At 28.7% G+C, this 24,748-nt stretch carries 23 protein-coding genes and 1 tRNA gene; 10 read left to right on the top strand and 14 right to left on the bottom strand.

The window, feature by feature from the left end; genetic code table 11:
* Positions 1 to 4: 4 nt before the first annotated feature.
* Positions 5 to 451 carry an adenosylmethionine decarboxylase gene (gene speD / locus CC87_RS02435; RefSeq protein WP_038055801.1) on the bottom strand — a complete coding sequence of 149 codons (447 nt, stop codon included), beginning with the start codon at positions 449 to 451 and terminating at the stop codon, positions 5 to 7.
* A gap of 225 nt (positions 452 to 676) precedes the next feature.
* Here speD and CC87_RS02430 point away from each other — a divergent pair, with 225 nt between their 5' ends.
* Both CC87_RS02430 and CC87_RS02425 read left to right on the top strand, forming a co-directional pair.
* Positions 677 to 1,957 (top strand): beta-barrel assembly-enhancing protease, encoded by a 1,281-nt coding sequence (locus CC87_RS02430; protein WP_038055799.1) that lies wholly within the window; start codon positions 677 to 679, stop codon positions 1,955 to 1,957.
* A gap of 28 nt (positions 1,958 to 1,985) precedes the next feature.
* Positions 1,986 to 2,861, top strand: a complete 876-nt coding sequence (locus CC87_RS02425) for a sulfite exporter TauE/SafE family protein (RefSeq protein ID WP_038055797.1) — start codon at positions 1,986 to 1,988, stop codon at positions 2,859 to 2,861.
* Here the strand turns inward: CC87_RS02425 and ahbA are convergent.
* From ahbA to rpsU, 5 genes are all read right to left on the bottom strand, one after another.
* The gene (gene ahbA, locus CC87_RS02420) at positions 2,834 to 3,847 is read right to left on the bottom strand and encodes a siroheme decarboxylase subunit alpha (RefSeq protein WP_038055794.1); all 1,014 of its coding nucleotides are present in this window, start codon (positions 3,845 to 3,847) and stop codon (positions 2,834 to 2,836) included. The two genes, CC87_RS02425 and ahbA, sit on opposite strands and share 28 nt — an antisense overlap.
* Positions 3,837 to 5,378 carry a sigma-70 family RNA polymerase sigma factor gene (locus CC87_RS02415; RefSeq protein ID WP_051920458.1) on the bottom strand — a complete coding sequence of 514 codons (1,542 nt, stop codon included), beginning with the start codon at positions 5,376 to 5,378 and terminating at the stop codon, positions 3,837 to 3,839. The genes ahbA and CC87_RS02415 overlap by 11 nt, the downstream gene beginning before the upstream one ends.
* A 12-nt stretch (positions 5,379 to 5,390) precedes the next feature.
* The gene (gene dnaG, locus CC87_RS08570; protein WP_051920456.1) at positions 5,391 to 7,142 is read right to left on the bottom strand and encodes a DNA primase; all 1,752 of its coding nucleotides are present in this window, start codon (positions 7,140 to 7,142) and stop codon (positions 5,391 to 5,393) included.
* 174 nt (positions 7,143 to 7,316) lie between these two features.
* The gene (locus CC87_RS02405; protein WP_038055790.1) at positions 7,317 to 9,626 is read right to left on the bottom strand and encodes an endonuclease MutS2; all 2,310 of its coding nucleotides are present in this window, start codon (positions 9,624 to 9,626) and stop codon (positions 7,317 to 7,319) included.
* Between the two features lie 28 nt (positions 9,627 to 9,654).
* Complete coding sequence (gene rpsU, locus CC87_RS02400) at positions 9,655 to 9,867, bottom strand: 30S ribosomal protein S21 (protein WP_038055786.1); 213 nt, start codon at positions 9,865 to 9,867, stop codon at positions 9,655 to 9,657.
* 125 nt (positions 9,868 to 9,992) lie between these two features.
* Between rpsU and CC87_RS02395 the strand changes: the two genes are divergently transcribed.
* The 4 genes from CC87_RS02395 to CC87_RS02380 all read left to right on the top strand — a co-directional run bounded on the left by CC87_RS02395 (position 9,993) and on the right by CC87_RS02380 (position 13,789).
* Positions 9,993 to 10,646 carry a MarC family protein gene (locus CC87_RS02395; RefSeq protein WP_038056251.1) on the top strand — a complete coding sequence of 218 codons (654 nt, stop codon included), beginning with the start codon at positions 9,993 to 9,995 and terminating at the stop codon, positions 10,644 to 10,646.
* 3 nt (positions 10,647 to 10,649) lie between these two features.
* A complete protein-coding gene (gene ahbB / locus CC87_RS02390) occupies positions 10,650 to 11,123 on the top strand; it encodes a siroheme decarboxylase subunit beta (RefSeq protein ID WP_038055776.1) in 474 nt (157 codons plus the stop codon).
* A gap of 37 nt (positions 11,124 to 11,160) precedes the next feature.
* Entirely contained in the window at positions 11,161 to 11,721 is a 561-nt protein-coding gene (locus CC87_RS02385) for a hypothetical protein (protein ID WP_156955565.1), read from the top strand.
* 187 nt (positions 11,722 to 11,908) lie between these two features.
* Positions 11,909 to 13,789, top strand: coding sequence for a sensor histidine kinase (locus CC87_RS02380; RefSeq protein WP_169740253.1), 1,881 nt, complete (start codon positions 11,909 to 11,911; stop codon positions 13,787 to 13,789).
* A 9-nt stretch (positions 13,790 to 13,798) separates the two neighbouring features.
* Here the strand turns inward: CC87_RS02380 and CC87_RS02375 are convergent, their stop codons facing one another.
* Both CC87_RS02375 and polA read right to left on the bottom strand, forming a co-directional pair.
* A complete protein-coding gene (locus CC87_RS02375) occupies positions 13,799 to 14,515 on the bottom strand; it encodes a pseudouridine synthase (protein WP_038055771.1) in 717 nt (238 codons plus the stop codon).
* A gap of 6 nt (positions 14,516 to 14,521) precedes the next feature.
* Positions 14,522 to 17,113 (bottom strand): DNA polymerase I, encoded by a 2,592-nt coding sequence (gene polA, locus CC87_RS02370; RefSeq protein WP_038055770.1) that lies wholly within the window; start codon positions 17,111 to 17,113, stop codon positions 14,522 to 14,524.
* Positions 17,114 to 17,217: 104 nt separating this feature from the next.
* On the opposite strand from polA, the gene CC87_RS02365 reads away from it, so the two are divergent.
* The 3 genes from CC87_RS02365 to infC all read left to right on the top strand — a co-directional run bounded on the left by CC87_RS02365 (position 17,218) and on the right by infC (position 19,873).
* Positions 17,218 to 17,292 (top strand) — tRNA-Val (locus tag CC87_RS02365).
* Between the two features lie 33 nt (positions 17,293 to 17,325).
* Positions 17,326 to 19,257, top strand: coding sequence for a threonine--tRNA ligase (thrS, locus tag CC87_RS02360; RefSeq protein ID WP_084222166.1), 1,932 nt, complete (start codon positions 17,326 to 17,328; stop codon positions 19,255 to 19,257).
* A gap of 88 nt (positions 19,258 to 19,345) precedes the next feature.
* Positions 19,346 to 19,873: a translation initiation factor IF-3 gene (gene infC, locus CC87_RS02355; protein WP_038055764.1), complete on the top strand. Its 528-nt coding sequence runs from the start codon at positions 19,346 to 19,348 to the stop codon at positions 19,871 to 19,873.
* A 2-nt stretch (positions 19,874 to 19,875) separates the two neighbouring features.
* Here infC and hisH read toward each other — a convergent pair whose 3' ends face one another.
* Genes hisH through CC87_RS02335 form a run of 4 tightly spaced genes read right to left on the bottom strand, consistent with a single transcriptional unit; the run spans position 19,876 to position 22,443 of the window.
* Positions 19,876 to 20,502 carry an imidazole glycerol phosphate synthase subunit HisH gene (gene hisH / locus CC87_RS02350; protein ID WP_038055762.1) on the bottom strand — a complete coding sequence of 209 codons (627 nt, stop codon included), beginning with the start codon at positions 20,500 to 20,502 and terminating at the stop codon, positions 19,876 to 19,878.
* Positions 20,499 to 20,960, bottom strand: a complete 462-nt coding sequence (locus tag CC87_RS08565; protein WP_051920454.1) for a hypothetical protein — start codon at positions 20,958 to 20,960, stop codon at positions 20,499 to 20,501. Before CC87_RS08565 ends, hisH begins: the two co-directional genes overlap by 4 nt.
* Positions 20,960 to 21,496 (bottom strand): SMC-Scp complex subunit ScpB, encoded by a 537-nt coding sequence (gene scpB / locus CC87_RS02340; protein ID WP_038055760.1) that lies wholly within the window; start codon positions 21,494 to 21,496, stop codon positions 20,960 to 20,962. Before scpB ends, CC87_RS08565 begins: the two co-directional genes overlap by 1 nt.
* A 2-nt stretch (positions 21,497 to 21,498) precedes the next feature.
* Positions 21,499 to 22,443 carry a radical SAM protein gene (locus CC87_RS02335; protein WP_038055754.1) on the bottom strand — a complete coding sequence of 315 codons (945 nt, stop codon included), beginning with the start codon at positions 22,441 to 22,443 and terminating at the stop codon, positions 21,499 to 21,501.
* Positions 22,444 to 22,524: 81 nt separating this feature from the next.
* Between CC87_RS02335 and pgsA the strand changes: the two genes are divergently transcribed.
* On the top strand, positions 22,525 to 23,388 hold the full coding sequence (gene pgsA / locus CC87_RS08560; protein ID WP_051920452.1) for a CDP-diacylglycerol--glycerol-3-phosphate 3-phosphatidyltransferase: 864 nt from the start codon (positions 22,525 to 22,527) through the stop codon (positions 23,386 to 23,388).
* Here the strand turns inward: pgsA and rpe are convergent.
* On the bottom strand, positions 23,354 to 24,031 hold the full coding sequence (gene rpe, locus CC87_RS02325; RefSeq protein WP_038055751.1) for a ribulose-phosphate 3-epimerase: 678 nt from the start codon (positions 24,029 to 24,031) through the stop codon (positions 23,354 to 23,356). The two genes, pgsA and rpe, sit on opposite strands and share 35 nt — an antisense overlap.
* On the bottom strand, positions 24,012 to 24,425 hold the full coding sequence (locus CC87_RS02320; RefSeq protein ID WP_156955564.1) for a hypothetical protein: 414 nt from the start codon (positions 24,423 to 24,425) through the stop codon (positions 24,012 to 24,014). The genes rpe and CC87_RS02320 overlap by 20 nt, the downstream gene beginning before the upstream one ends.
* Between the last annotated feature and the right edge of the window lie 323 nt (positions 24,426 to 24,748).

Here is a 24,748-nt window from a genome sequence, read left to right as displayed (position 1 = left end):
TTCTTTACAAAATTAAGTTTTTTCTTTCCATACGAACAAAATTTTCTACTGCTCTGATAGAACGGGGAAATTCTAAACCTCTATCAAAGAATTTAATTTCACTTTTCTTAATTTCAAAAATACGAGTAATATCAGCAATAGCCTTGTCAGCATTAAAAGGCTTGCAGGAAAATACATCTACACTTAAATAAAGTTTTTCAGGAAAAGTATGAATACTAATATGGCTTTCAGCTATTATTACAAATCCAGAAATTCCCCAATCTTCTGGTACAGGAGCATAATATTTAAATACATAAGGGGGCATAATTTTTGTCATCTCTATCTCTTCTGGATATTTGCTTAAGAAGTTATATATAAAATCTAAATCCATTAATTTCTCACGGTTAGCTCCATAACCATCAATAATCAAATGCTGACCAAAACCATACTCAAACTTTTCTGTATTTTTCATTTTTATCCCCCCTTATAGAAGATTTTAGGAACGGGTTTTAAAATATATCAGAAAAATTTTTTGTCAAGTTTTTTCCTTAAAATTTTAAAAAATTTTTAAATTAACCAAAATCTTTTAGTTAAAATTTGCAAAATTTTTATTTTTATAAAGTTTTTTCTTATTTTTTTATACAAAATAAAACTTGTCTTCTTTTTTTTTATAAAATATAATAAAGTTTTTTACAAAATGAATAGATTTTTTATAAAAGTTTTTTTGTTAGTTTTCTTTTCTCTTTTATTATCCTCCTGTACTCCTTATACTGGTTCAAAAGGAACTTTATTTGATCTTATTCCTGAAGAAAAAGAAATTCAATTAGGAAAGCTCTATACTTATTCTTCTATAGATGAATACGAAGGACTTTATCCTGAAAAAGAAGTTCAAAATTATGTATCTTTTATAGGCTATAAACTGACAAAAGTTGTTTTTAGAAAAAATCTACCTTATAGATTTTATGTAGTGAATTCTGGAGTCATTAACAGTTTTGCTTTACCAGGAGGACCTGTAATTATCACCAGAGGACTTTTATTGCAACTTGACAATGAAAGTCAATTAGCTTGTGTATTAGGACATGAACTTGCTCATATAAATGCAAGACACCACGTAAAATTTTTAGAAAAAGAATTAGCCCTAAGTTTAATATTGCAAATTGGAAGTATTTTCCTTCCTAAGGATTTATCTGGTGAGGCCTTATTTAAATTAGGGCAAATTTCAGCTACTCTTTTAACTCTCAAGTTTAGCAGAAATCAAGAAAGAGAAGCAGATAGATATGGAATCTTTTTTGCTTATAAAGCTGGCTATTCCCCTGAAGGAATAATAAAAATTTTTAAAAAATTTAAAAAATTGGAAAAATACAGACCACCAGAATGGTTATCCACCCATCCTCTTCCAGAAACAAGAATAAAAGAAGCCAAAAAATATATTGCCCTTTTAAAACCCTCAGGTGTTCTTATAAAAGACACTGCTGAGTTCCACAAAATTAAAAAACTTTTACTCCAAACAAAAAGTTCTTACGATTATGTAGAAAAAGGAAAAAAAGCCTATAAAAATTTAGATTATAAAAAAGCTGAATTCTATTTTAAAAAAGCTACAGAACTTTATTCTAAAAATACTGTTGCTTATGTTTATTTAACCTCTATTAAATTAAAAGAAAAAAAATTTAAAGATGCTCAAAAATATATTAATAAAGCACTCATTTATGATCCAAATTTCTTTTCTGCTAATATTTTAGCAGGAATTACTTATTTTAAACTCAAAAAATTTGATGATTCTCTAAAATTTTTTGAAAAAGCCAAAGAATTGGTGCCTTTTAATGGAATCTCTTATTATTACATAGGCAGAATTTATGAAAAAGAAGAAAAATATCAATTAGCTTTGAAAAATTACAAAAAAGCTCTGGAAATAGGACCTAAAAATGCATCATGGTATAGAGATTGTTATTATAGATATAACAAACTTAAGGAGGAGTAACATAAAAAATTGCAGGAGGAGGGTAGTAATGAATCTGCCTTTGCTCTATACATTTCCTATCTCTAAGGTTACCACCTCTATCTTAATACCTCCTCTTGTTACCTTTTTAATAGCCTTTTTGTGTGCTTCTGGAGGGGTAAGTGGTGCCTTTTTACTTCTTCCCTTTCAAGTAAGTATTTTTGGATTTACTACACCTTCTGTAAGTGCTACCAATCATCTCTATAATGTCTTTTCCATACCTTTTGGAGTTTACAGATACTGGAAAGAAAAAAGATTTTTCCTGCCCCTCACTTTAATAATTATTCTGGGAACCCTTCCTGGAGTAATCGTAGGTTATTTCTTAAGGATTTCCTTTTTTGAAGAATTGAAAAGATTTAAATTATTAGTAGGATTGGTTCTTCTAAGTATAGCTATGAGATTAATATACGAAATTTTTGCGGTTAAAAAAGAGATCAGGTTTTCTTCAGAACCTCCGAAAACATTAATTTTTAACTGGAAGACTTTAAAATTTGTATATTCTCAAGAAATATTTAAACTCAACTCTTTTCTTATTACATTTATTGCTTTTTTTATTGGAATAATTGGAGGAATTTATGGAATTGGTGGAGGAGCATTAATGGCTCCCATTTTACTTGCCTTCTTTAGAATTCCAGCCTATGTTTTTGCAGGGGCAACACTGGCAGGAACATGCATAACCTCTATAGTGGGAGTAATCATTTTTACCTTAGGTGGACATCAGCCAGATTGGTTATTGGGACTACTTTTTGGAATAGGTGGTGCTTTGGGTCTTTTTTTTGGTGCAAGACTTCAAAAATACATGCCTCAAAAATTAATAAGAATTATAATTACAGCTGGTGTTCTTTTTATAGGTTATAACTATGTAACATCCTTTTTTAAATCGTAAAATAGTTTTAGTCTAACCTTTTTAAATTCTTTTAAAGTTTCTAACATAAGATAATTCTCAATCTCATATTTTTTAGCTAAAGCAGGAATTATTTCTTTTTCTCTTTCCTCTTTGAAATGACACATAGTATAAAGATTGTATTGCCAATTAGGATAAGTTTTTCTTTCATAACAATGGGTAATAAAAGGTTTTTTAATTAATTCTTTAGCTATAGACTCCAGCCTATCCTTATTTACCTCCCAAGCAACCATTACATTTATCTTATATCCTACTTTATCATGCTTAATCAAAGCTCCAAATCTTCTTAAAGCTCCTTTTTTCTTCATTTTTTTTATCCAATCAAAAAGCTCTTCCTCTGAAATCTTTAAAGATTCTGCTATATCTTTAAAAGGGGTTTTTTCTAATTTAAGAGGCTCTTGTAAAGCCTTAACAAGTTTTTTATCAAATTCGGTGAATATTAAATTACAATCTTGCGAATTTACGAATTCTCCTTGTTCATTACTAAAACTCTTGGCATCCCCAAGATTTAATATTGTAGAAATTTTAAATATCCTTAAAGCTGGGAGATATAAATATTCTTTTATACCGCATTTTTCTGCTAAGGCTTGGGCTTCTTCTAATAAATTTTTTTCAGGAAGAGCAACCAAAATAAACCAAAGGTTATAAAGGTGATTTCTTAAATAATTATGACTTACACCTGGATGGCTGTTTATAATCTCTATAATTTCTGAAAGCCTTTCTTCTGGAACTTTAAAGGCAAACAAACCAGATTTATGTCCAAAAAATTGAGGATTAAATATAGCTGAAATTTGTCTTATAATTTTTTTTTCCTGAAGTTCTTTAATTATTTTTATTACATCCTTTTCTTCTAAATCAAATTTTTTAGCTATTTTTAAAAAGGGACGCTTATCAAGAGGAAAATCTTTTTGTATGAAATTTAGAAACTTCTTTTTTAATTTAGCAGTAAGTATTTTATTATGATCCATATATTAAAAAATTCTTTAATAATTTTATTCTATTAGGATGTTTTAATTTTCTCAAAGCTATACTTTCTATTTGTCTAATTCTTTCTTTGGTTACTCCAAATTTATTACACACCTCTTCCAAGGTGCAAGATTCCTTCTCCCCTATACCAAACCTTAGTCTAATAATTTTTTCTTCACGAGGAGAAAGGGTTTTTAATAATTCTCTTATTTTTTCAGAAAGAGCCATATTAAAAGCTGCTTCATCAGGTTTTACAGCATTTTGATCCTCTATGAAATCTCTTAAAGTTGTATCCTCTTCATCTCCTACTGTGGTTTCTAATGAAACAGGTTGTTTCATAACTTTAAAAACATAATTTAACTTTTCTATAGAAAGCCCTGTCTCCTTAGCGAGTTCATCTAAGGTAGGATCTCTTCCATATTCCTGATAAAACTTTGTAGAAATAACTTTGCTAATTTTATAAATGGTTTCAATTATATGCAAAGGAATTCTTATAGTCCGAGTATTTTCAGCTAAATATCTGGTGATACTTTGTCTTATCCACCAAGTAGCATAAGTGCTAAATTTAAATCCTTTCCTATAATCAAATTTTTCTATAGCTTTCAGAAGACCTATATTTCCTTCTTGGATAAGATCAGCTAAAAACATTCCCTTAGGAGAATATTTTCTTGCCAATGATATTATTAATCTAAGATTGGATTTAACAAGCTCTTCTTTACACTTCTTGATCTCTTGAAAAGCCTGATAAATCTTTTCTCCACTATTATAAACTTCTTCTAAAGGCTCTCCAAAAAACTCATTAAAACGCTTTAAAAATTTTTTATATTCAAATAAACTTCTTTTAATTTTCTCTAAATCACTTTTTGTTATGGAAAAATTTTGAGCATACTTTTCTATTTTGGAAAAACTTCCATTTAGAGAAAATATATTATCCAAATCCTTTTCATCAAGAAGATATTTTTTCTGAATTTTTAGTTTTAAATTATTAAAATTTTTTATTTTTTCATATGTTTCCAAAATTTCACAGGCTAATTCATCTAAAAGAATCTTGGTAGGTCGTACTTCATAAATCAAATCTATAGCTTTGGCCTTTAATTTCAAATTATATTTATTATTGGAATTATCCAAACTTTCTGCTAAAATTTGTTTTAGTTTTTCTAACCATTCCTTAGATTTATTTTCGTCTTTTTCCAATTCTTCCCAATCTTTAAAAAGCAAAGCTAATTTCTTACGTCTTTCAGATTGAATTAGTAGATGATAAAATTTAGCTGTAGAAGAATAGAAATTTAAGATTTCATTTAAAATTATTTTCTCATTTTTTTCTATAGTTTGTCCAATTCTAACTTCATCCTCTTTAGTTAAAAGTTTATGAGAAAAAACTTCTTTAAAATAAATTTTTATGGGATCTGCTGATTTCTTTTTCTTAAGACTTCCTACATCTTCTTCAACCCAATCGTCATTTTCTGAAACCTCCTCTAAAACCATTTCTTCTTCATCAAATAAACAAAAATTTTTTTTGCTTTGGAGGCTCATTATTTCCTCCTTTTAGCTATTTATATGGCTATTTCTTTTATTTGCTAAAGAATTTTTTAAAAGCCAGAGATATTTCTCTATTTCCTCTTTAGCTCCTTGAGATTGGAAAATTTTTAAATTTTCAGCTATTTTTTTAAGCTCTTTTTTAGCAAGTTCTCTGGAAATAAATCTTTTAATTTGTTCTAAAACTTCCTCCTTTTCTTCAAAAGGTGGATTTAAAAGAATATCACTTAAAATCTCCTGAAACTCTAAATCAGGAACATAATCTATTTTCGGCTCCTTTTTCTTTAACTCTTCTATTAAATATTTTAAAAATTTAGTATATTTAGAAAAATTATTATACTCAAGCAACTTTGTCAATCCTACTTCTTCTAAAATCGGAAAATCTTCAGGATAATTTACAAGATATTGAGCTATGATTTTAAAACAAATATCTTCTTTACTTTCTGATATTTCTGAATTTTCTTCCAAGGACTGTTCTTTTAAAACAGGTGTTTTTTGAGAAAAACACTTAAAAATTTCATTCTCTGGAAGGCCTAATTGAAAACTTAATTCTTTTACTATCTGGTTTTTCAAAATAGGATCTTCTACAGGTTTAAAAATTTCTATCATTTCTTTAAAAGTTTTGGATGGGTTTATTTGATAATCTTTTTTATAAAAAGAAAGAACAAAAGAAATGGCATCTGTGCTCATGTTTTGAAGCTCATTTAAGAGTTCCTTTTCTTTAAGACCCTTTTTTCTTACCCAAGAATCAGGATCATCTTCTTCAGAAAGGACTACACACCTTGGAAAAATGGACTCTTTTAAAAACAAAGAGATTGCTCTTAAAGTGGCTTTTTTTCCTGCTAAATCTCCATCATAAAATATAATCCAGTTTTCACTAAGTTTTTTAAGAATCTTTACATGCCTTTCTGTTAAAGCTGTTCCACAGGTAGCTACTACATTCCTTATTCCTTTTTCCCATAGACTAAGAAAATCAAAATATCCTTCTACTAAAAAACCTATGTTTTCCTTTTTTATAAATTCTTTAGCCTGATAAAGTCCATATAAAACCTCTGATTTTTTATAAATTTTGGATTCCGGGGTATTTAGATACTTAGGCTCTTCATCCTTTTCTAAAGCTCTTCCTCCAAACCCTACACATTCTCCCTTGGTATTAAATATAGGGAAAACAATTCTACCTCTAAACAGATCTATATAGGATCCATCAGCACCCTTTTTTATAACTCCAAGCTCTTCCCCTTTTTTTAATTCTTCTTTAAAAGAACGAAGATATCCTGATAAAACTCTTCCTTCATAAGGTGCAAAACCTAAAAGAAAAATTTTTATAGTTTCTTCGCTTATTCCTCTTTCTTTTAGATACTCCCTTGCTTTTTCTGAAGATTCATGAAAATATAAAAGATGGTGATAAAATTTAGCTATTTTATAATTTATTTCTACTAATTCGCTTTGCCTCTTTTTTTCAATAAAAACCCTATTATCTACATGTATACCAGCTTTTTCAGCAAGATTTAAAAGTGCCTCTTTAAAACTTATACCTTTTATTTTCATATAAAAGGTTACTACATCTCCAGCAATACCACAACCAAAACATTTGAAAATCTGTTTTTCAGGACTTACTACAAAGGAGGGAGTTTTTTCAGAATGAAAAGGACAAAGACCTACAAAATTTCTACCAACCCTTTTAAGCTTAACATAATTTGAAACTACCTCTACGATATCATAACTATTTTTTACTTGTTCAAAAAGATCATTCAAAGGCATACCTTTAATATAAATTTTTAATAAAACAATTTTTAAACTTCAGAAGAGCTGAGAGAGCTTTACCCGAGAAATAAATCTCTTTAAAAATTCCATAAGAAAAACCTTAGCGATTTAAATATCCGAATTCTTTTATTTTATAACTCACTTTTTAAATTATTCAAGAGTATATAAAATTTAATTTTTTTCTTCTAAATAAACTATTGTAACACCTGTTCCACCTTCCCAAGGCTCAGCAAATTCAAAATTTTTTACCAAAGGATGTTTTTGGAGATAATTTCTTACAGCTTCTCTTAATTTTCCAGAACCATGACCATGAATTAAATAAACTTTTTCAATCCCTTCTAAAAAAGCTTTGTTTAATTTTTTCTCTACTTCTATTAAAGCTTCATCTACAGTAAGACCTAATAATTTTATTCTTTCTTTTTTAAAAGATCTCTTCAATTTCTCTTTATGTTTATCAAGATCTGATTTTATTTGAGCAGAAACAACCTGAGAAATTCTTTCAGGAATAATTTTTATCACATTTTCTTTGGAAACTTCTATTTTTAGAGAGCCCATTTTTACTTCTATGGTCTTTTCCTTAACTTTCAAAACTTCCCCTTCTTTTTTAAAAGGTAAAACCTGAACTCTATCTCCCTCTTTTATTTCTTTAATATCTTCTTCTACTACTGATTCTTCTAAAACTTTTTTAACAAATTTATCAAATTCTTCTAAAACCTTTTTAGAACTGATTTTTTTACTCTTAATTTCTTTTATAAGTTCTTTAAATTCCTTGTTCCATAGATTTATCCTTTCTTCCAGTCTTTTTTGATAAAGTTCTTTTATTTTTTCTCTCTCCTTTTCTAAAATCTCTTTTTCTTTCTGTAATTCTTTCAAATTGTTATCTAACTCTTCTTTTAATTTTTCAACCTTTTTTATTTCTTTTTCTAAAACTTTATACCATTCCCAGTATTCTTTATTTTCTAAATAAACCGAGGCTCTAACAAGAATTTCATCTGGAAATCCTACTTTTTTAGCCAAATCAAAAGCTAAGGATTCACCCCAAATTCCATAAATTAAACGATATATAGGCTCTTTAGTTTGAAAATTATATTCCATAGTAGCTATTTTTAATTTACCTATTTTTAAAGCCACAGTTTTAAGAAATTGAGAATGTGTTGTTAAAACCACTTTGGTATTTCTATTCAGAAGTTCTTCCACCACAGCAGAGATCAAAGCCATTCCTTCTTCAGGATTGGTACCTTTACCAGGTTCATCCAATAAAACCAATGATTTATGGTCAGCTTTGTCAAGAATCTCTTTTAAATTTTTAAGATGAGAGGAAAAAGAAGATTCCCCTTGCAGGATATCCTGATCATCTCCCATATCTACAAAAATTTGAGAAAAAACAGGGAGTTCAGCAGATTTAGCTGGTATAAGGAATCCTGTTTGAGCCATGAGAGCAAGTAAACCTATAGTTTTTAAAGAAACTGTTTTACCACCAAGATTAGGTCCTGAAATAAGAAGCCCTTGTTCTATAAGAAAATCATTATATACCGGTTGGGAATTTTTATTTTTTTCCTTTTTTAAAACCAAAAGAGGATGCACTCCCGAAATTATTTTAAAAATTCCCTTTTCTTTTAGCTCAGGAAAAATTCCTCTATAGGATCTGCCTAATTTAACCTTAGCTACGGTTATTTCAAAATCAATATATTCCTCTTCTAATTGACAAAATTCATAAGCCCTATGAAAAAGTTCTTCCGAGATTTCTTTTAAAATTTTAATAATTTCTCTCTGTTCTTTATATTTAAGATCTTCTATTTCATTACTTAGAGCTACAATTCCTACAGGTTCTATAAAAGCTGTAGCACCACTTTGAGAAACTTCATGCAAAATTCCTCTTACTTTATTTTTATACTCTGCTTTAACAGGTAAAACATACCTTCCTTCTCTCTGAGTAAAGAGATTATCCTGAAGATATCCTTTTTTATAAAAATGTTCTTTTATTTTTTCTAATTTAGAAAGTAGAAGTTCTTGAGCTTCTCTGATTCTTTTTCTAATAATATAAAGTTGATAGGATGCATTATCTTTTACTTCTCCTCTTTCATAATCTAAAATTCTATCAAGTTGGAGCTCTAAATCCTTCAGTTCTTTATAAAGATTTATTAAGGATGAAAAAATAGAATCCTCAAGAAGAGGACATATTTTTTTAAGAGTTAAAAACCACTTTTTTATTTCAACAAGATCTACAGGTAAAAATAAACCTCTTTTATAAGCTTTATTAAAAAGTTCTTTCAAAGATTTAAGGACAGGGAGATCTATATTTTTACCTTTTTCAAAGAGATTCCAAAGATATTTGGATCTTTCTTGTAATAATTTAGCTTTTTCAAAATTAAAATTAGGTATTAAATCTTTACAAACCTTTTTAGAAAAATCTGAAGATAAAGATAATTCTAAATAGACTAATAACTTATCCCAATCTAATTTTGATAAAGATTTAAGCACTATTTCAAAAAACTATCTTAACTGAATCTTATCTTTCTTTCATTTTTTGCTGGAGTTTTTTCAACTTCTTAAGAAGTTTCTTACGAGCAGCTTGCATTTTTTTTCTGCGTCTCACTCCGGGTTTTTCATAAAACTCTCTTTTTTTAACTTCAGAAAGTATTTTTGTTTTTTCAACCAGTCTTTTAAATCTTTTTAAAGCCTGTTCCAAAGATTCTCCTTCTCTTACTATAATTCCAGCCAAAAGAAAATCCCTCCTTTTTAGATTTTTGGTTAAGTCTAACGTTTTTTCTAAATTTGTCAAGAAGATTTTTCTGCTTCTAATATAGTAAAATTGATTTATTTTAAAAATTTTTTATATTTATGATTATGGAATTTCTAAATATAGGTTTTATCTTACAAACTTTTTTTTCCTTTTTAGCTATTATGAATCCTATAGGAAACACTCCTATTTTTCTTTCCTTAGTTAGTAATCTTCCTGAAGCAGATCACCGTAAAGTAGCATTGATAGGAGTTCTAACAGCTTTTTTAATAGTTCTACTTTTCACCTTAGGAGGAAACCTTATTTTTAGGCTTTTTGGTATCACTTTACCTGCTTTTAGAATTGCAGGCGGGATTTTGGTTTTTATGATAGCTCGTAATTTGCTCAGAGCTAAAAAATCTTACCAACATCACCCTACTGAAGAAGAAATTGAAGAAGACATTGAAAATATTGCTATTACCCCTTTAGCTACACCTATCCTCGCAGGACCAGGAACTATCACAACCGCTCTTTCCTTAGTAGGAAGAAAAAGCGATCCTTTTACTATTTTAATGGTAATTTTCATTTTTGGTATTGTATGTTTGATCACTTATTTTTGCTTTATTTATGGAGATCTTTTAACTAAAAAACTTCGTCCCTCAGCTATTGGAGTAATGACCCGTCTTATGGGGCTTATTCTTGCTGTAGTTGCTGTTCAGATGATCATAGAGGGAACCACAGATATAATTCTTCAAATTAGTAAAAAAATAGCAGGAGTTTAATCTATGTTAGATTTAACAGAAAAAGAAAAAAAAGTTTTAAAAATTTTAATAAATGGTCTTCCTATTTGTGAAAGGCCTTATTATAAAATAGCTCAAAATCTGGATCTTTCTGAAGAAGAAGTTTTAAATATTATAAAATCCCTTATAGAAAAAAAAATTATAAGAAGATTAGGGATAACTTTAAGACACAACCTTGCAGGAATAGAAGGGAATGCTATGGTTGCCTGGAAAGTTCCCGAAGAAAAAGTAGAAGAAGTAGGAAATGCCTTAGCTTCTCTTCCTTTTGTGTCTCATTGTTATTTGAGAAAAACCTATGAAGATTGGCCTTATAATCTTTATACTATGTTACATGCCAAGAATAAGGAAGAGCTATTTAAATTGATTCAAAACATTTCTGAAAAGTTTAAATTATTTGAATATGAAGTATTATTTACTAAAAAAGAAATAGTAAGAAAGCATGCTCAATATTTATTATAATCTTGTTTTTAAAACCAAGAGTTGTTATTATAAATTTATGAAATTCTTAAAAATCTTTATAGCTTTTTTATCTGCTGTTTTGTTTTTAATATCTTTTGCAAGAGCTTGGGAAATAAAAAAAACTATTATTTATCCTTATAAAACTTATTTATTAATTAATATCTTTTATAAAGAATTCCCTTTGCAAAAGTTGATTTTAGCCTTAAAAGAACAAAAATATCCTATTTTTATTAATTATGATTTTGAAATTTATAAAAGACGTTTCTTTATTTTGAAAGATGTCCTTTTATACAAAGAACTTTATTCTCAGAAACTTTTCTATGATCCAGAAAAAAATCTTTATTTTTTGGAAGATAATTCAAATCTTATCTCTTTTGATAAGGCAGAAAAAGCCGTTCTTAAAACGGTTAAATTAGAATCTTATCCTTTAAAATTTAAACTTCCTCCTGAGAATAATTCACTTTATTTAAAAGTAAAAGTTGACATTAATTACAAAACCCATTTATCAAATGATCTTAGATATACAAAAAAAATACACACTAAAGTTTTAAAAATTTCTAAAACCTTTGAATTAGATGAAATTCTGGCAAAACCTTAAACAACTTTTAAAAAAATATAAACTCTTTTTTATATTTTTTCCTTTAATAATTTTCTTTGTCTGGTTAGAATTTAATGTATTTGACCTTTCCTTTTTAAGTGTATCTCAAAAAAATGTTCTTCTTTTCCTGTTATTTCAACTAAATCTTATTTTTATCCTGGTTTTACTTTATTTTATTTTTAGATATTTGCTTAAAATTTTCTGGGAAATAAAGGTTAAAAAAATATCCAAAAGCATAAAAATAAAACTTTTTACCACTTATTTCCTTTCTATTATATTTCCATCTATCATACTTGTTCTTGGAAGCTTTTTCTTTTTTAAAAAGACGCTTGATTATTGGATAAAAGAATACATTGAAGAAAAGTTTATAACACAATTTATGAAAGCTGAAGACTATTATAAAGATACTGAAAGAGAACTTTTAATAAAAGGGCAAAATATAATAAAAAATTATATTTCTAAAACCAAAAGAGTAAAAAGTAAAGTTCTCAGGGAAAGGTATCGTTATTTTTCTGATCTTGATTCTATAGAAGTTTATACATATTCAGGAGATCTCTACAAAAAAACTTATTCTTCAGATATAAAAGAAAAACTTGGTATACCTCCTTCCATTTTAGATAAAATTAAAAATGAACAGATACCTCAAACTCAAATATCCACTATAGATTCCAAAATTTTAATTAGAGTTTTTATACCCTGTAAAGATAAAAATGGTAAAAATTTCATATTAGCTACAGGAAAAATCTTAGATTTAAGCAAATTTTCTAATAATCAAGGAATCCCAGAAAAGAAATATCTAAAAATTTTTAAGAAATTTTTAATGTTAGCAGGCTTCTCTGTTCTTCTTCTCATAATTTTTATAGGTATTTGGGTTGGGAGTAAAATTGGTAGAAATCTTACTGAACCTTTGCAGAATTTATTATTGGCCACTCAAAAAATATCTCAAAAGGATTATCAATTGGAAAACCTGCCTTTGGGTGAAATTTCTGAAGATGAAATAGGAATGCTCATAAAATCTTTTAAAGATATGGCCAAAAAAATAAAAGAGTATGAAGATGAATTAAAAAGGTATAATGATTATCTCATTACTATACTAAATCATCTCCCTATAGGAATTCTTATTTTTAATAAAAATCTTCAAATAAAATATTTTAATGAAAGTTTAAAAAATTTATTAAAAACCTATGATTTTGAAGATATAGATCATTTTTTAGAACTTTTAAATCTTAGAGAATTAATCAGTTCTGTTGATTTGACAATACCCTTTTATAAAAGTTTTGAATTAACTAAAAATGATAAAGAAATCTTCTTAGGGATAACTGTTATAAAACTGGAATCTAAGGAATTGGAGTTTATGTTTATTATAGAAAATCTTGAGGAAAAAGAAAATCTTAAAAAGCTTTCTCTGTGGAAAGAAGTAGCACTAAGAATTGCTCATGAGATAAAAAATCCTTTAACACCTATTAAACTTTCTGTAGAAAGATTAAAAAAACAATTAGAAAAAAATCTTGAAGGAGAAAAAAAAGAAATACTTTTGAAAACTACTTATACTATAGAAAAATATATAGAAGAATTGAAAAAGCTTGCCACAGATTTTTATTATTTTTCTAAAACACCTCCTCTTAATTTAGAAAAATGGAATTTGCTTGAAAGCCTCATTGAAGTGATAGATCTCTATGAATTTGCTTATCCAAAGGTTAATTTTAATATAAGAGCAGAAGATGATGCAGAGTGTTTTTTTGATAAATTTCAATTCAAAAGAATCTGGATAAACTTGATTGATAATTGCATAAAAGCCATGAATGGAGAAGGAATTATAGATATTTTAATAAACAGGAAAAATAATGAGGTTATAATTGAAATTAAAGATACAGGAGAAGGAATTTCTGAAGAAATTCAGGAAAAAATAGCCAAAGGAGATATAATAAAATTAAAAGAACTTGGCACAGGTCTTATTATGGTTTATTCTATTATTAAGCTTCATCATGGAACATTTCAAGTGAAAAAAAACCATCCTAAGGGAACTCATTTTATTATCACTTTACCCTGCAAACCTAATAAAGTTTAATTTTGGAAATTAAAGGCATTTTAAAAGGCTTTTTATAGCCTCTATTTCGCTGTGAGAAAGCTTTCTAATTTCTCCAGGTTTTAAGTTTTCTAATTTTACTGGACCGATGGCAATTCTTCTGATATGTAAAACCTTGTATCCTAATTTACCAAACATTCTTTTTAAAAGATGATATCTTCCTTCAAAAACCGTGATTTTTAAAAAATCTTTATCTTTGTTTAGAAATTCAATTTGGCAGGGTTTGGTTTTCCCTTCTGAAAGTTCTATCCCCTTTTCCAAAAACTCTTTATCCTCTTCCTTAAGTCTTGGAGTTATTTTTAACTCATAAGTTTTGGATAATTTCCATTTAGGATGAAGCAATCTGTGGGCTAAACTTCCATCATTGGTTAAAATTAAAAGACCCTCTGCATCTTTATCAAGTCTTCCTACAGGAAAAATTTTTGAAAAACCTGGTAACTCTTTGGGAATTAGATCCATAACAGTAGGCTGTAAATCCTTAGTTGAAGTTATATAACCCTTGGGTTTGTAAAATTTATAATAATAAAACTGAGATGTTAAATATAAAATTTGATTATTTATTTCTATCAAATCTTTTTCAGGATCTATTTTAAAAGCAGGGTCTTTTATTATCCGAGAATTAACTTTTACCTTTCCCTTTCTAACAAGTTTCCATGTTTGTCTACGAGATCCTAATCCTGCTTGACTTAAAAATTTGTCTAATCTCATAAAAATTTACTTGCATTCTGCCCAGTTTTTACCAAAGGTCATATTAACTTTAATAGGAACTTTGAGTTTATAATCAAACCCTAAATATTTAAAGGGACTTTCCATTATTTTAGGTGCAACTTCTTTTACAATTTCAACTTCCTCCTTAGGAACCTCCAGAATAAGTTCATCATGAATTTGTAATATAATAGAGGTTTTTAGATTTTGTTTTTTAAGTTCTTTATAAAGAGCCACCATAGCACACTTTATAAGATCAGAGGCTGAGCCCTGAATAGGTGTATTTACTGCTATTCTCTGCCCCAGCTCCTTTACAGTTTTATTAGGACTAAATATTTCAGGAATATAACGCTTTCTTCCTGCCAGAGTTTTCACATAACCATTTTCTCTGGCAAATTCTATAGTTTTCTCTATATACTCTTTAATTTTAGGATATCTGCTAAAATATCTGTTAATTATAGCCTCTGCTTCTTTTACACTTATTCTTAATTCTTTACTTAAACCATAAGCACTCATTCCATAGGCTATGCCAAAATTAATAGCCTTACTCATTCTTCTCATTTCTGGAGTAACCTTTTCAAGGGGCACACCAAAAACCTCACAAGCAGTAAAAGTATGAATATCCTCCCCTCTTTCAAAAGCTCTAATAAGATTCTCATCTTCTGAGAAATGAGCAAGAATTCTTAATTCTATTTGTGAATAATCCAAACTACACAGTAAATACCCTTCTTCTGAGATAAAAACCCTTCTTATAGCTAATCCTTCATCACCTTTTATAGGAATATTTTGTAAATTAGGATTTTGAGAACTAAGCCTCCCTGTGGCTGTTCCAGTTTGATTGAATTCAGTATGTAAACGCCAATCAGAAGAAGAAACATATTTTAAAAAAGCTTCTAAATAAGTGCTTTTTATTTTATATAAAGTCCTATATTGAAGAAGGAGCTTTACAAAGGGATGAAGAGGAGCAAGTTCTTCCAAAACTTCTGCATCTGTAGAGGGTAAAGAACTTTTGGGTGTTTTTTTTATCATAGGGAGTTTAAGTTTTTCAAAAAGAATAACTCCTACCTCTCTACTGGAACGAGGATTAAATCTAAAACCTGCTATTTCAAAAAGCTTTTCTTCTATTTCTTTTAGTCTTTTCTGATATCTCTGGTTAAGTTCTCTTACATATTCTATGTCAATTTTAAAACCCTTTTTTTCCATCTCAAAAAGGACTTCACTCAAAGGAATCTCTACTTTTTTAAGCCAAGTGGTTAAATTCTCTTCTTCCACTTTTTTCTTTAAATCCTTTCCTAACAAATAAAGCCCGCATGTTTTTATAGCCTGCAATTCATTTTTAGAGGCTTTTAAAGAGTTTAAATTAATATCTAAATGCTCCTGCAAAAGAAAATCTAAATCATAATTCTTAAGAGATGGATTAAGAAGATAAGCTGCTAATTTGGTATCAAAAAGAAAATCTAAAAAAATTTCGTAATTTTTTAGAAAACTTTTATAATCATGAAGAATAAATTCAGACTTAGTATTTTTCTTTAGATTTTTAAAAACTTCAACAGAAAGTTTATAAGCCTCTTTTTCATCAGAGGCAACTGTTAATTCTTCAGGATTGGTTAAGGAAAAGAGGTTTCCCTGAATTTTAAAAGGTAAAATACTTAAAATTTCTGCTTTTTTAAGCTTTTCAAGATCTATTTTTTCTTCAACTAATCTTGCTTTAAGTTCTGCAGAAGGAATTTTTAATTCTGTTAAAAATTTTCTAAATTCCAATTCTTTAAAAAGTTTTTTTAGAAAATTGTAATCCGGATCTTTTCTTTCGTAGTATTCAAGACTTTCTGAAGGGAGGGGAGCATTAAAATTAAGAGTAAGGAGAGCTACATTATTTAAAACCTGTTCTTTGTATTTTAAAAGGTTTTCTCTAAGTTTTAAAGGGGTTAGTTTTGAAATATTAGCATAAAGATTATTCAGATTCTTAAATTTTCCAATAAGATTTTTAGCGGTTTTTTCTCCCACTCCCGGGACACCAGGAATATTATCACTTTTATCTCCGGTCAAAGCACGGAATTCTGGAAAAATAGTAGGATCAAAACCATATTTTTTAAAAAAAGCTTCTTTATCTAAAAGTTTCTCTCTAACAGGATCATAAATACAAACCTTTTCTGAAACAAGAGAATAAAGATCTTTATCTCCTGCCACAATAATAGCCGATTTATCTAATTTTTTAATTATTTTATGGACAAAAGTTGCAATAAGATCATCTGCCTCATATCCGGGGCAGGAAATAACAGGTATTCCGAGGGCTGGTATAATTTTTTTAATATAAGGAATCTGGATTTTCAGATCCTCTGGCATTCCTGGACGGGTAGCTTTATAATTTTCATAGGCTATATGTCTAAAAGTAGGTTCTTTTTCATCCATAAACCAGATAATATATTCTGGATCCCATTCTTTTAGAATTTTTAGGATCATTTGAGTAACACCAAAAATAGCTTTAGTAGGAAATCCCTTAGTAGTAGCTAAATATCCAGGAATAGCAAAATAGGCTCTATAAACAAAAGAAGATCCATCAATAAGAAATATCCAGTTTTTATCTATAAGTTTTTTGAGCATATCTCTTTTTTAAAACAAAACTTAAAAAAATCAAGGAGCATTTCTTCAAGATTATCCCTTGACATAACTAAAAATTTTGTTATTTTAATGATAAATAGGAATATAGGCGCGTAGCTCAGTGGGAGAGCGCTTGCTTGACGCGCAAGAGGTCGGCGGTTCGATCCCGCCCGCGCCTACCATTTTTATTTTATCAGGAGATATAGGGTTAAATTTTGAAAATAAAAATCAAAAATATTGGAGAGTTTGAATTAGATCCTTCTTTATCTTTAAAATCTCTTATTCCAGAAATCAAAAAAAGCTTTAAGGAAATTCCTATAGGTTTTAAATACAATAACGAATTAATAGACTGGCATCACAGCTTTAGTAATTTGAATTCTGAAAGTATAGAATTAGAACCTATTTTTAAAAAGAACAAAGAAGCTCTTTATTTTTTACGTCATACTGCTGCCCATGTTTTAGCTCAGGCAGTAAAAGAGCTTTTTCCTGAAGCAAAATTAGGAATAGGTCCTGCTACTGAAGAAGGTTTTTATTATGATATCTATTATAAACACCCTTTTACTGAGGAAGATCTACAAAAAATTGAAAAGAAAATTAAAGAAATCATAAAAAAGAAACTTCCCTTAGAAAGAGAAAAACTTTCTAAAGAAGAAGCTAAAAAGCTTTTTCAAGAATTAAAAGAGGATTTTAAATTAGAACTTCTAAATGAAATACCAGATGAAAAAGTTTCCATTTATAAACAGGGAAATTTCATAGATCTCTGTAAAGGTCCTCATGTTCTTTCTACTGGTGATATAAAGGCTATTAAACTTCTTTCTATTTCTGGTGCCTATTGGAAGGGTAATGAAAAAAATCCTATGCTATGGCGTATATATGGTACTGCCTTTTTCTCTAAGGAGGAACTTAAGGCATATCTGGATAGACTGGAAGAAATTAAAAAAAGAGATCATAGAAAATTAGGTAAAGAATTAGAACTTTTTACTATAGAGGAAGGTATAGGTCCAGGATTAGTAATTTGGCTCCCTAAGGGTGCAATAATAAGAAATATTATTGAAAATTTTTGGATAGAGCAACATAATAAATATGGTTATCAATTAGTTTATACTCCTCATATAGCCTTAAGAGATCTTTGGAGAATTTCAGGTCATTTAGATTTTTATGCAGAAAATATGTTTCCTCCTATGGAACTTGAAAATAGAGTTTATCAATTAAAACCTATGAATTGTCCTTTCCATATCTATGTTTACAATCAAAAAAGAAGAAGTTATAGAGAACTTCCTATAAGATATTGTGAACTTGGAACAGTTTACCGCTTTGAAAGAAGTGGTGTTTTACATGGCCTTTTAAGAGTGAGAGGTTTTACTCAGGATGATGCCCATATATTTTGCAGAGAAGATCAATTAGAAGATGAATTAACTAAGGTTTTAGATTTGGTTATTTATTTTTTAAAAGTTTTTGGATTTAACGAATATAAAATTTTTGTCTCAACCAGGCCTGATAAATTTGTAGGTTCACCTGAAATCTGGGACAAAGCTGAAGATGCTCTTAAAAAAGCTTTGGAAAATAAAGGTTTAGAATATGAAATAGATCCAGGAGAAGGTGTTTTTTATGGCCCTAAAATTGATTTGAAAATTAAAGATGTTTTAGGGCGATTCTGGCAATGTTCAACTATTCAGGTAGATTTTAATCTTCCTGAAAGATTTAACATTGTATATGTAGGAGAAGATAACAAATTTTATAGACCTATCATGATTCACAGAGCTTTACTTGGCTCTTTAGAAAGGTTCTTAGGTGTTCTTATTGAAAACTATGCAGGAGCTTTTCCTTTCTGGATCTCTCCTGTGCAGATAAAAGTCCTTACCATTACTGATAGAACTGTTTCTTATGGAGAAAAAATTGCTCAGGCACTTATAAAAGAAGGTTTTAGAGTGGAAACTGATTTTAGAAATGAAAAGCTTAATTATAAAATAAGAATAGCTCAGCAAGAGAAAGTTCCTTATATGGTAATTCTTGGAGATAAAGAGGAACAAGAAGAAGTCATAAGTGTAAGAACAAGAAAGGGTGAAGTTTTAAATAATATCAAATTAAGAGATTTTGTTAATCAACTTAAAAAAGAAAATCAACCAGATTTTTTATTGAATGAGTGATCTTAAATTCAAAGCAATTTTCTGCAATTTTTTCTTTTTGAATCTATTTTCATCTTTAATAATTTTAAACAAAGGAGGAGTCTAATCAATGCAAAAGGATTTTAAGAAAAAATACAGAATTAATGAACAAATTAGGGCTAAAGAAGTAAGACTAATAAGTCCAGATGGAAAACAAATAGGTATAGTTCCTTTGTCTGAAGCTTTAAGATATGCAGAAGATTATGGTTTGGATTTGGTAGAAATAGCTCCTACTGCTAAACCTCCTGTGTGTAAAATTATGGATTTTGGAGAATTTTTATATCAGCAAGCCAAAAAAGCTAAGGAGGCCAAGAAAAAACAGGCTCAAGTTGAACTTAAGGAAATTAAATTAAGTCCAAAAACAGATAAACATGATTTGGAAGTAAAAATTAAACATATTTTAAGATTTTTAGAGGATAAAAATAAGGTTAAAATAAGGATTGTTTTTAAAGGAAGAGAACTTGCTCATCCTGAATTAGCAGATAGAGTTCTTCAACCCATATTTGAAGCTGTAAAAGATAAAGCTCATATAGAATTAGCTCCTAAGATGGAAGGAAGACAATTAATTACTATTTTAGCTCCTATCACCAAGAAATAATTTTAAGGTTTCCATTCACAAAATTGTTTTAAAATCTGAAGTCCTGGTTTACCGCTTTTTTCTGGATGGAATTGGACAGCTACTAAATTTTTATACCCTATAACTGAAGAAAATTCTATACCATAAAAAGTGGTTCCCAAGATAATTTCTTTATCTTCAGGTAAAACATAATAACTATGCACAAAATAATATTCATAATCTGGATCAAGATTAGCAAAGACAGGATGACTTTTTTTCCATATTACTTTATTCCATCCCATATGAGGAACTTTTAACTTTTCTCCATTAGAGATTAAAGGATCTGGAAATCTAACCACTTTACCTTTTAAAATTCCTAAGGTTTTAGTGCCTCCGTCTTCTTTACTTTCTTCAAAAATAATCTGAGTTCCCAGACATATTCCTAAAATAGGGGTACCTTTTAAAAAGGACTCTTTCAAAAACTCATCTAAACCGAATTTTTTTAAGCTTTCCATAGCGCTTTTAGCTGCACCTACTCCTGGAAAAATAATCCTTTCTGCTTTTTTTAGTTCAGAGATATCAGAAGAAATAATCCATTTATACCCAAAATAAGACAAGGCTCTGGCTACACTTGTAAGATTTCCAGCCAAATAATCAATAATCCCTATCATAGCTCCTCCAGTGTCTTTTTAAATTCTTTTAATTCCTCTTTACTTGCTAATTCATTTATATCCCTACCCTGCTTTTTTAGCTCCTCTTGAAATTTTTTAAACATTCTTTTTATTTTTCTTTTTATAATATTAGCATATCTTTCTTTTAACCCTGTATTTTCTAAAAATTTATTTAATCTTTTTACATTTACAATAGCTCTGGAAATTCCTCTATAAAATGGTTTATCTATAAAATCTGAAGTTAAATCTCTTTCAATAATTAAAAGATATCTATCTATTACTGCTTTTTTTAATGAATTTAAATCCTCTTCTGTTAAAGATAATCCTAAACCATCAGGAGGAGATGAAGTTAAATAAAAATAGCTATTCCAGAAACGAACTTCTGGAATTTCTCCACCTTCATATAAAATAAACTCTACTTCCTGTAAAACTTCCTTTTTAATACCCTTTGCATCCATTAAACTTTCCCTGCCAAATTTTTAATTTCATCTAAGGGGGGTAAATCTTTTATGGACTTTAATCCAAAATATTCTAAAAAAAATTGAGAAGTTCCATATAAAAGAGGACGTCCTGGAACTTCTTTTCTTCCTATTACTTCTATAAAACCATTTTCTAAAAGAACTTTAAGAGTTCCACTTACATCTATTCCTCCTCTTTTAGCAGAAATCTCCGCTCTGGTAATAGGTTGAAAATAAGCTACAATAGCAAGGGTCTCTAAAAGAGCTTTAGTCCATCTAAATCCTCTTGGTTTAAAAAATTTTTTTAAATATTCTGCTACCTCAGGTATAGTCTCTATTCTATAACCTTCTCCTACCTCTGCTATTCTAATACCTCTATTTTTGTATTCTTTCTTTAATTCTTCTATAATTTCTTTTATTTTGAAAGTGGGAATATTATCACATATTTTGGAAATTTCTTTTGGCTTTAAAGACTTTCCAGCACAAAACAAAAGTGCCTCTATAACTTTTTTATAAAATACATCATCTTTTTGCATGTTTAATTTGCTATATAATAGACCTTATTTTCATGTATAGTGGTTTGGATTTTACCTTGAGATAACAGTTCATCCAAAAGCATCTGAAAGGCTTTTTCATCTAAAACAAAAGCTTGAGATAATTCTTCTAAAGTTGCTGGTCTTCTTTTTACATAATTTATAACTTCCTCTTCTAATTTTTCTTTTTCAAGAGTTTGTTTTATTGCTATTATTTTATCAAGTCTTTCTTTATTTACAATAATCTCAACTTTATTTCCCCAAAATTTAGCTATTTCTTGCAATTTTTTAAAAGATACAGGTTTAGCAATGCTATAAGCAGCAGGCCTTACTACAGTATTAAGCTGAACTTTGTGGGGGTTGATCTCTTCTATAGCCTTTTTTAAAGCTTCTAAATCCTCTTTATTATCATTTATTCCTTCTACTATAAGAACTTCTAACCACATTTCTCCTTGCATTTCCTCTCTAAGTTTTTTTAGATTTTTAACTATTTCCTCTGGTTTGAATTCCGGTAAGGCTCGGTTTATTTTTCTAAAGGATCCTTCTTTTACAGCATCAAGAGAAGGGAGAACAATATCAACCTTTGCCAAAGCTTTTCTAATAGATTCTATATATAATAAAGTACTATTAGTTAAAACTGCTATGGGTTTATTAATTATCTTTTTAGAAAGTTCTACTGCTTTTTCAAAATGAATATTAAGAGTAGGCTCTCCACTTCCTGTAAAAGTAAATACATCAAAAATTTCCTCTTTTTCTTTAGCTTCAAGAATGGACTTTTCTATTAAATCCCAAGTATAATAATCCTTTCTTTCTGAAGTATGTAAAATGGTTTTTCCAACCTCACAATAAATACAATCCATGGTGCATACCTTTCTGGGAACCATTTCAATTCCCAAAGATCTTCTCAATCTTCTTGATTTTACAGGCCCAAAAAGTAAAGTCTTTCTCATTTTCTCCTCCAAATTATTTGGATTTTTGGGATAAAAATAGTATAATATTGTTTGTTTAAATAAAAAGAGCCTTTTATTTTTATGACAGAAAAAATAAGCCCTAATTTCTTAACACTTTTAAGAATCCTTTTCTTACCTTTTCCCTGTGCTCTTCTTTTTTTGAATTCTTTATCTGCTAAAATTATAGCTTTATTTATCTTGAGCTCTTTAGCTTTAACAGACTATTTAGATGGAATCTTAGCAAGAAAGTATAAAAAAGTTTCTTCCTTAGGAACTATATTAGATCCTGTAGCAGATAAAATTTTCGTTGTGTCTATATATTTAACTTTAGTTTATTTAAAATATTTTGCCTTTTGGCCTGTATTTTTTATTATATTAAGAGAAATCTTAATATCCTATTTAAGAGCCTGGTTCCCTGAAGAAACAAAAGTTCAAAAAATCGCCAAACTTAAAACTTTGCTTCAAATGAGCTTGGCAATCTTGGTGATTATTTTTGACATTTTCTTTCAGAAAACCTTTTATTTTATAAATTATTTTCTCTGGTTTGTAGCTATTTTTTCTTATTTAAGCGCTTTTAATTATTTTTATAAAGTATTTAAAACTATTAAAAAATTTAAAACCAATTTAGGTTATTTTTTTGAATCTTTATATTCCTTGGGATATGCTGTAAGTTTAATTCTAATTTTTCCTTTAGCAGGAAATTTGTTCTGGATAAATATTATAGCTCTTTGCTTTTTCTTTTTTAGAAAAGGGCTTGCTAAAAGTTCTCCTAAATGGGCTCACAAAAAATCTTTAATACATTTATTAATTATTTTAGGGCTTATATTAGAATTTTATTTTTTTAAAAAACTTTATTTTTCTTTGTGGAGTGTTTTAGTTTTTAGCTTTGTTACAGACGGGATTAGAAGTCTTAAGCTTGCCTGGAAAATTTTAAGATTTCAATAGCTCTTTTATAATCATCTTTACCAAACACAGCAGAACCAGCTACCAAAACCTGAGCTCCTTCAGAAACAACTAAGGGTGCAGTATCTTTATTTATACCTCCATCTACCTCAATCAACACTTCTAAACCTTTATTTTCAATCATATCCTTTAGTTTTTTTATTTTAGGAAGACAATTTTTGATAAACTTCTGTCCACCAAAACCTGGATTAACTGTCATAATCAGCACAAAATCAAGGTCTTCTAAAATATATTCTATTATTTCTACAGGAGTATGAGGATTTAAGGCTACACCTGCTTTTTTATTAAATTCTTTTATTTTCCAGACAGCTCTGTGTAAATGCTTGGTAGCTTCAGCATGAATAGAAATCCAATCAGCTCCTGCTTCTGCAAATTCTTTAATATATCTCTCAGGAGCTTCTATCATTAAATGCACATCAAATATTAAATTAGAATGAGGACGCAGAGCAGAAATGACTAAAGGTCCAAAAGTTATATTAGGAACAAATATACCATCCATTACATCTAAATGTAAAAGATCTGCTCCTGCTTTTTCTACAGCTTTTACCTCCTCTGCTAAACATGAAAAATCTGCAGAAAGCAAAGAAGGAGCTATTAAAATTTCTTTATTTACCTTGGGTATCATCTCTTTTAAAGGGAAAAGGTATTATTTTTTTATCAGTTTTAGAAGTGCTTTGAGAAGACATTTTACCTTGAGAAGGTGTATCATGTAAAGGAATATTATTAAATATATGAGGTATAAAGCTTTGATAATGTTTTAATAAATTTTCTGGAATCTGTAAAGTGTACCATATAATTTGTAGTCTTTGAACAGTAAAATAAGGTAAACCTAGTAAAATAGGAATTAAACCTTTTTCTTCAAAACTGACTAAAGCAGGCCATTCCACTTCAAAAAATTCTCTTTTTTCTAAAACAAATTTTAAGGTTTCATATAAAGGATTAAAACAAACCAAACCTATAAAAAGACCTGTATGGGTTTGAAATAAAACAGGTTTTTTAGCAATAGGTTGTTCACTCATATCTTTAAATTTTAGTCTTTTTTTCTTTTTTCTCAAGTCTTGTTAGATATTATCCAAAATTCCCTGATAAAATAGGTTGGAAGGGCACCAAACCTGGGGTATAAATTATTATATAGCCAAATAACACCTTTCACCCAGGAGGTGCCCCTATGAATATTATACCACCAAAACCTGAAATTGACTTCACTGATGAACTTCTTACCTCAAAAGGTGGCATTACTTTTCTCGCTCGTTTCGCTTCATATCTCGGTCTCCCCAAACTCCTCGATCAAAACATAAAGCTCAAACAACGCAATAGAGGTCCTTCTGATTCTCACTATCTC

This window comes from Thermodesulfobacterium hydrogeniphilum, from assembly GCF_000746255.1.
GTDB classification, from domain to species: domain Bacteria; phylum Desulfobacterota; class Thermodesulfobacteria; order Thermodesulfobacteriales; family Thermodesulfobacteriaceae; genus Thermodesulfobacterium; species Thermodesulfobacterium hydrogeniphilum.
Note: the sequence above shows the minus strand (reverse complement) of the source record. Positions and strands in the feature narration are given on the sequence as shown.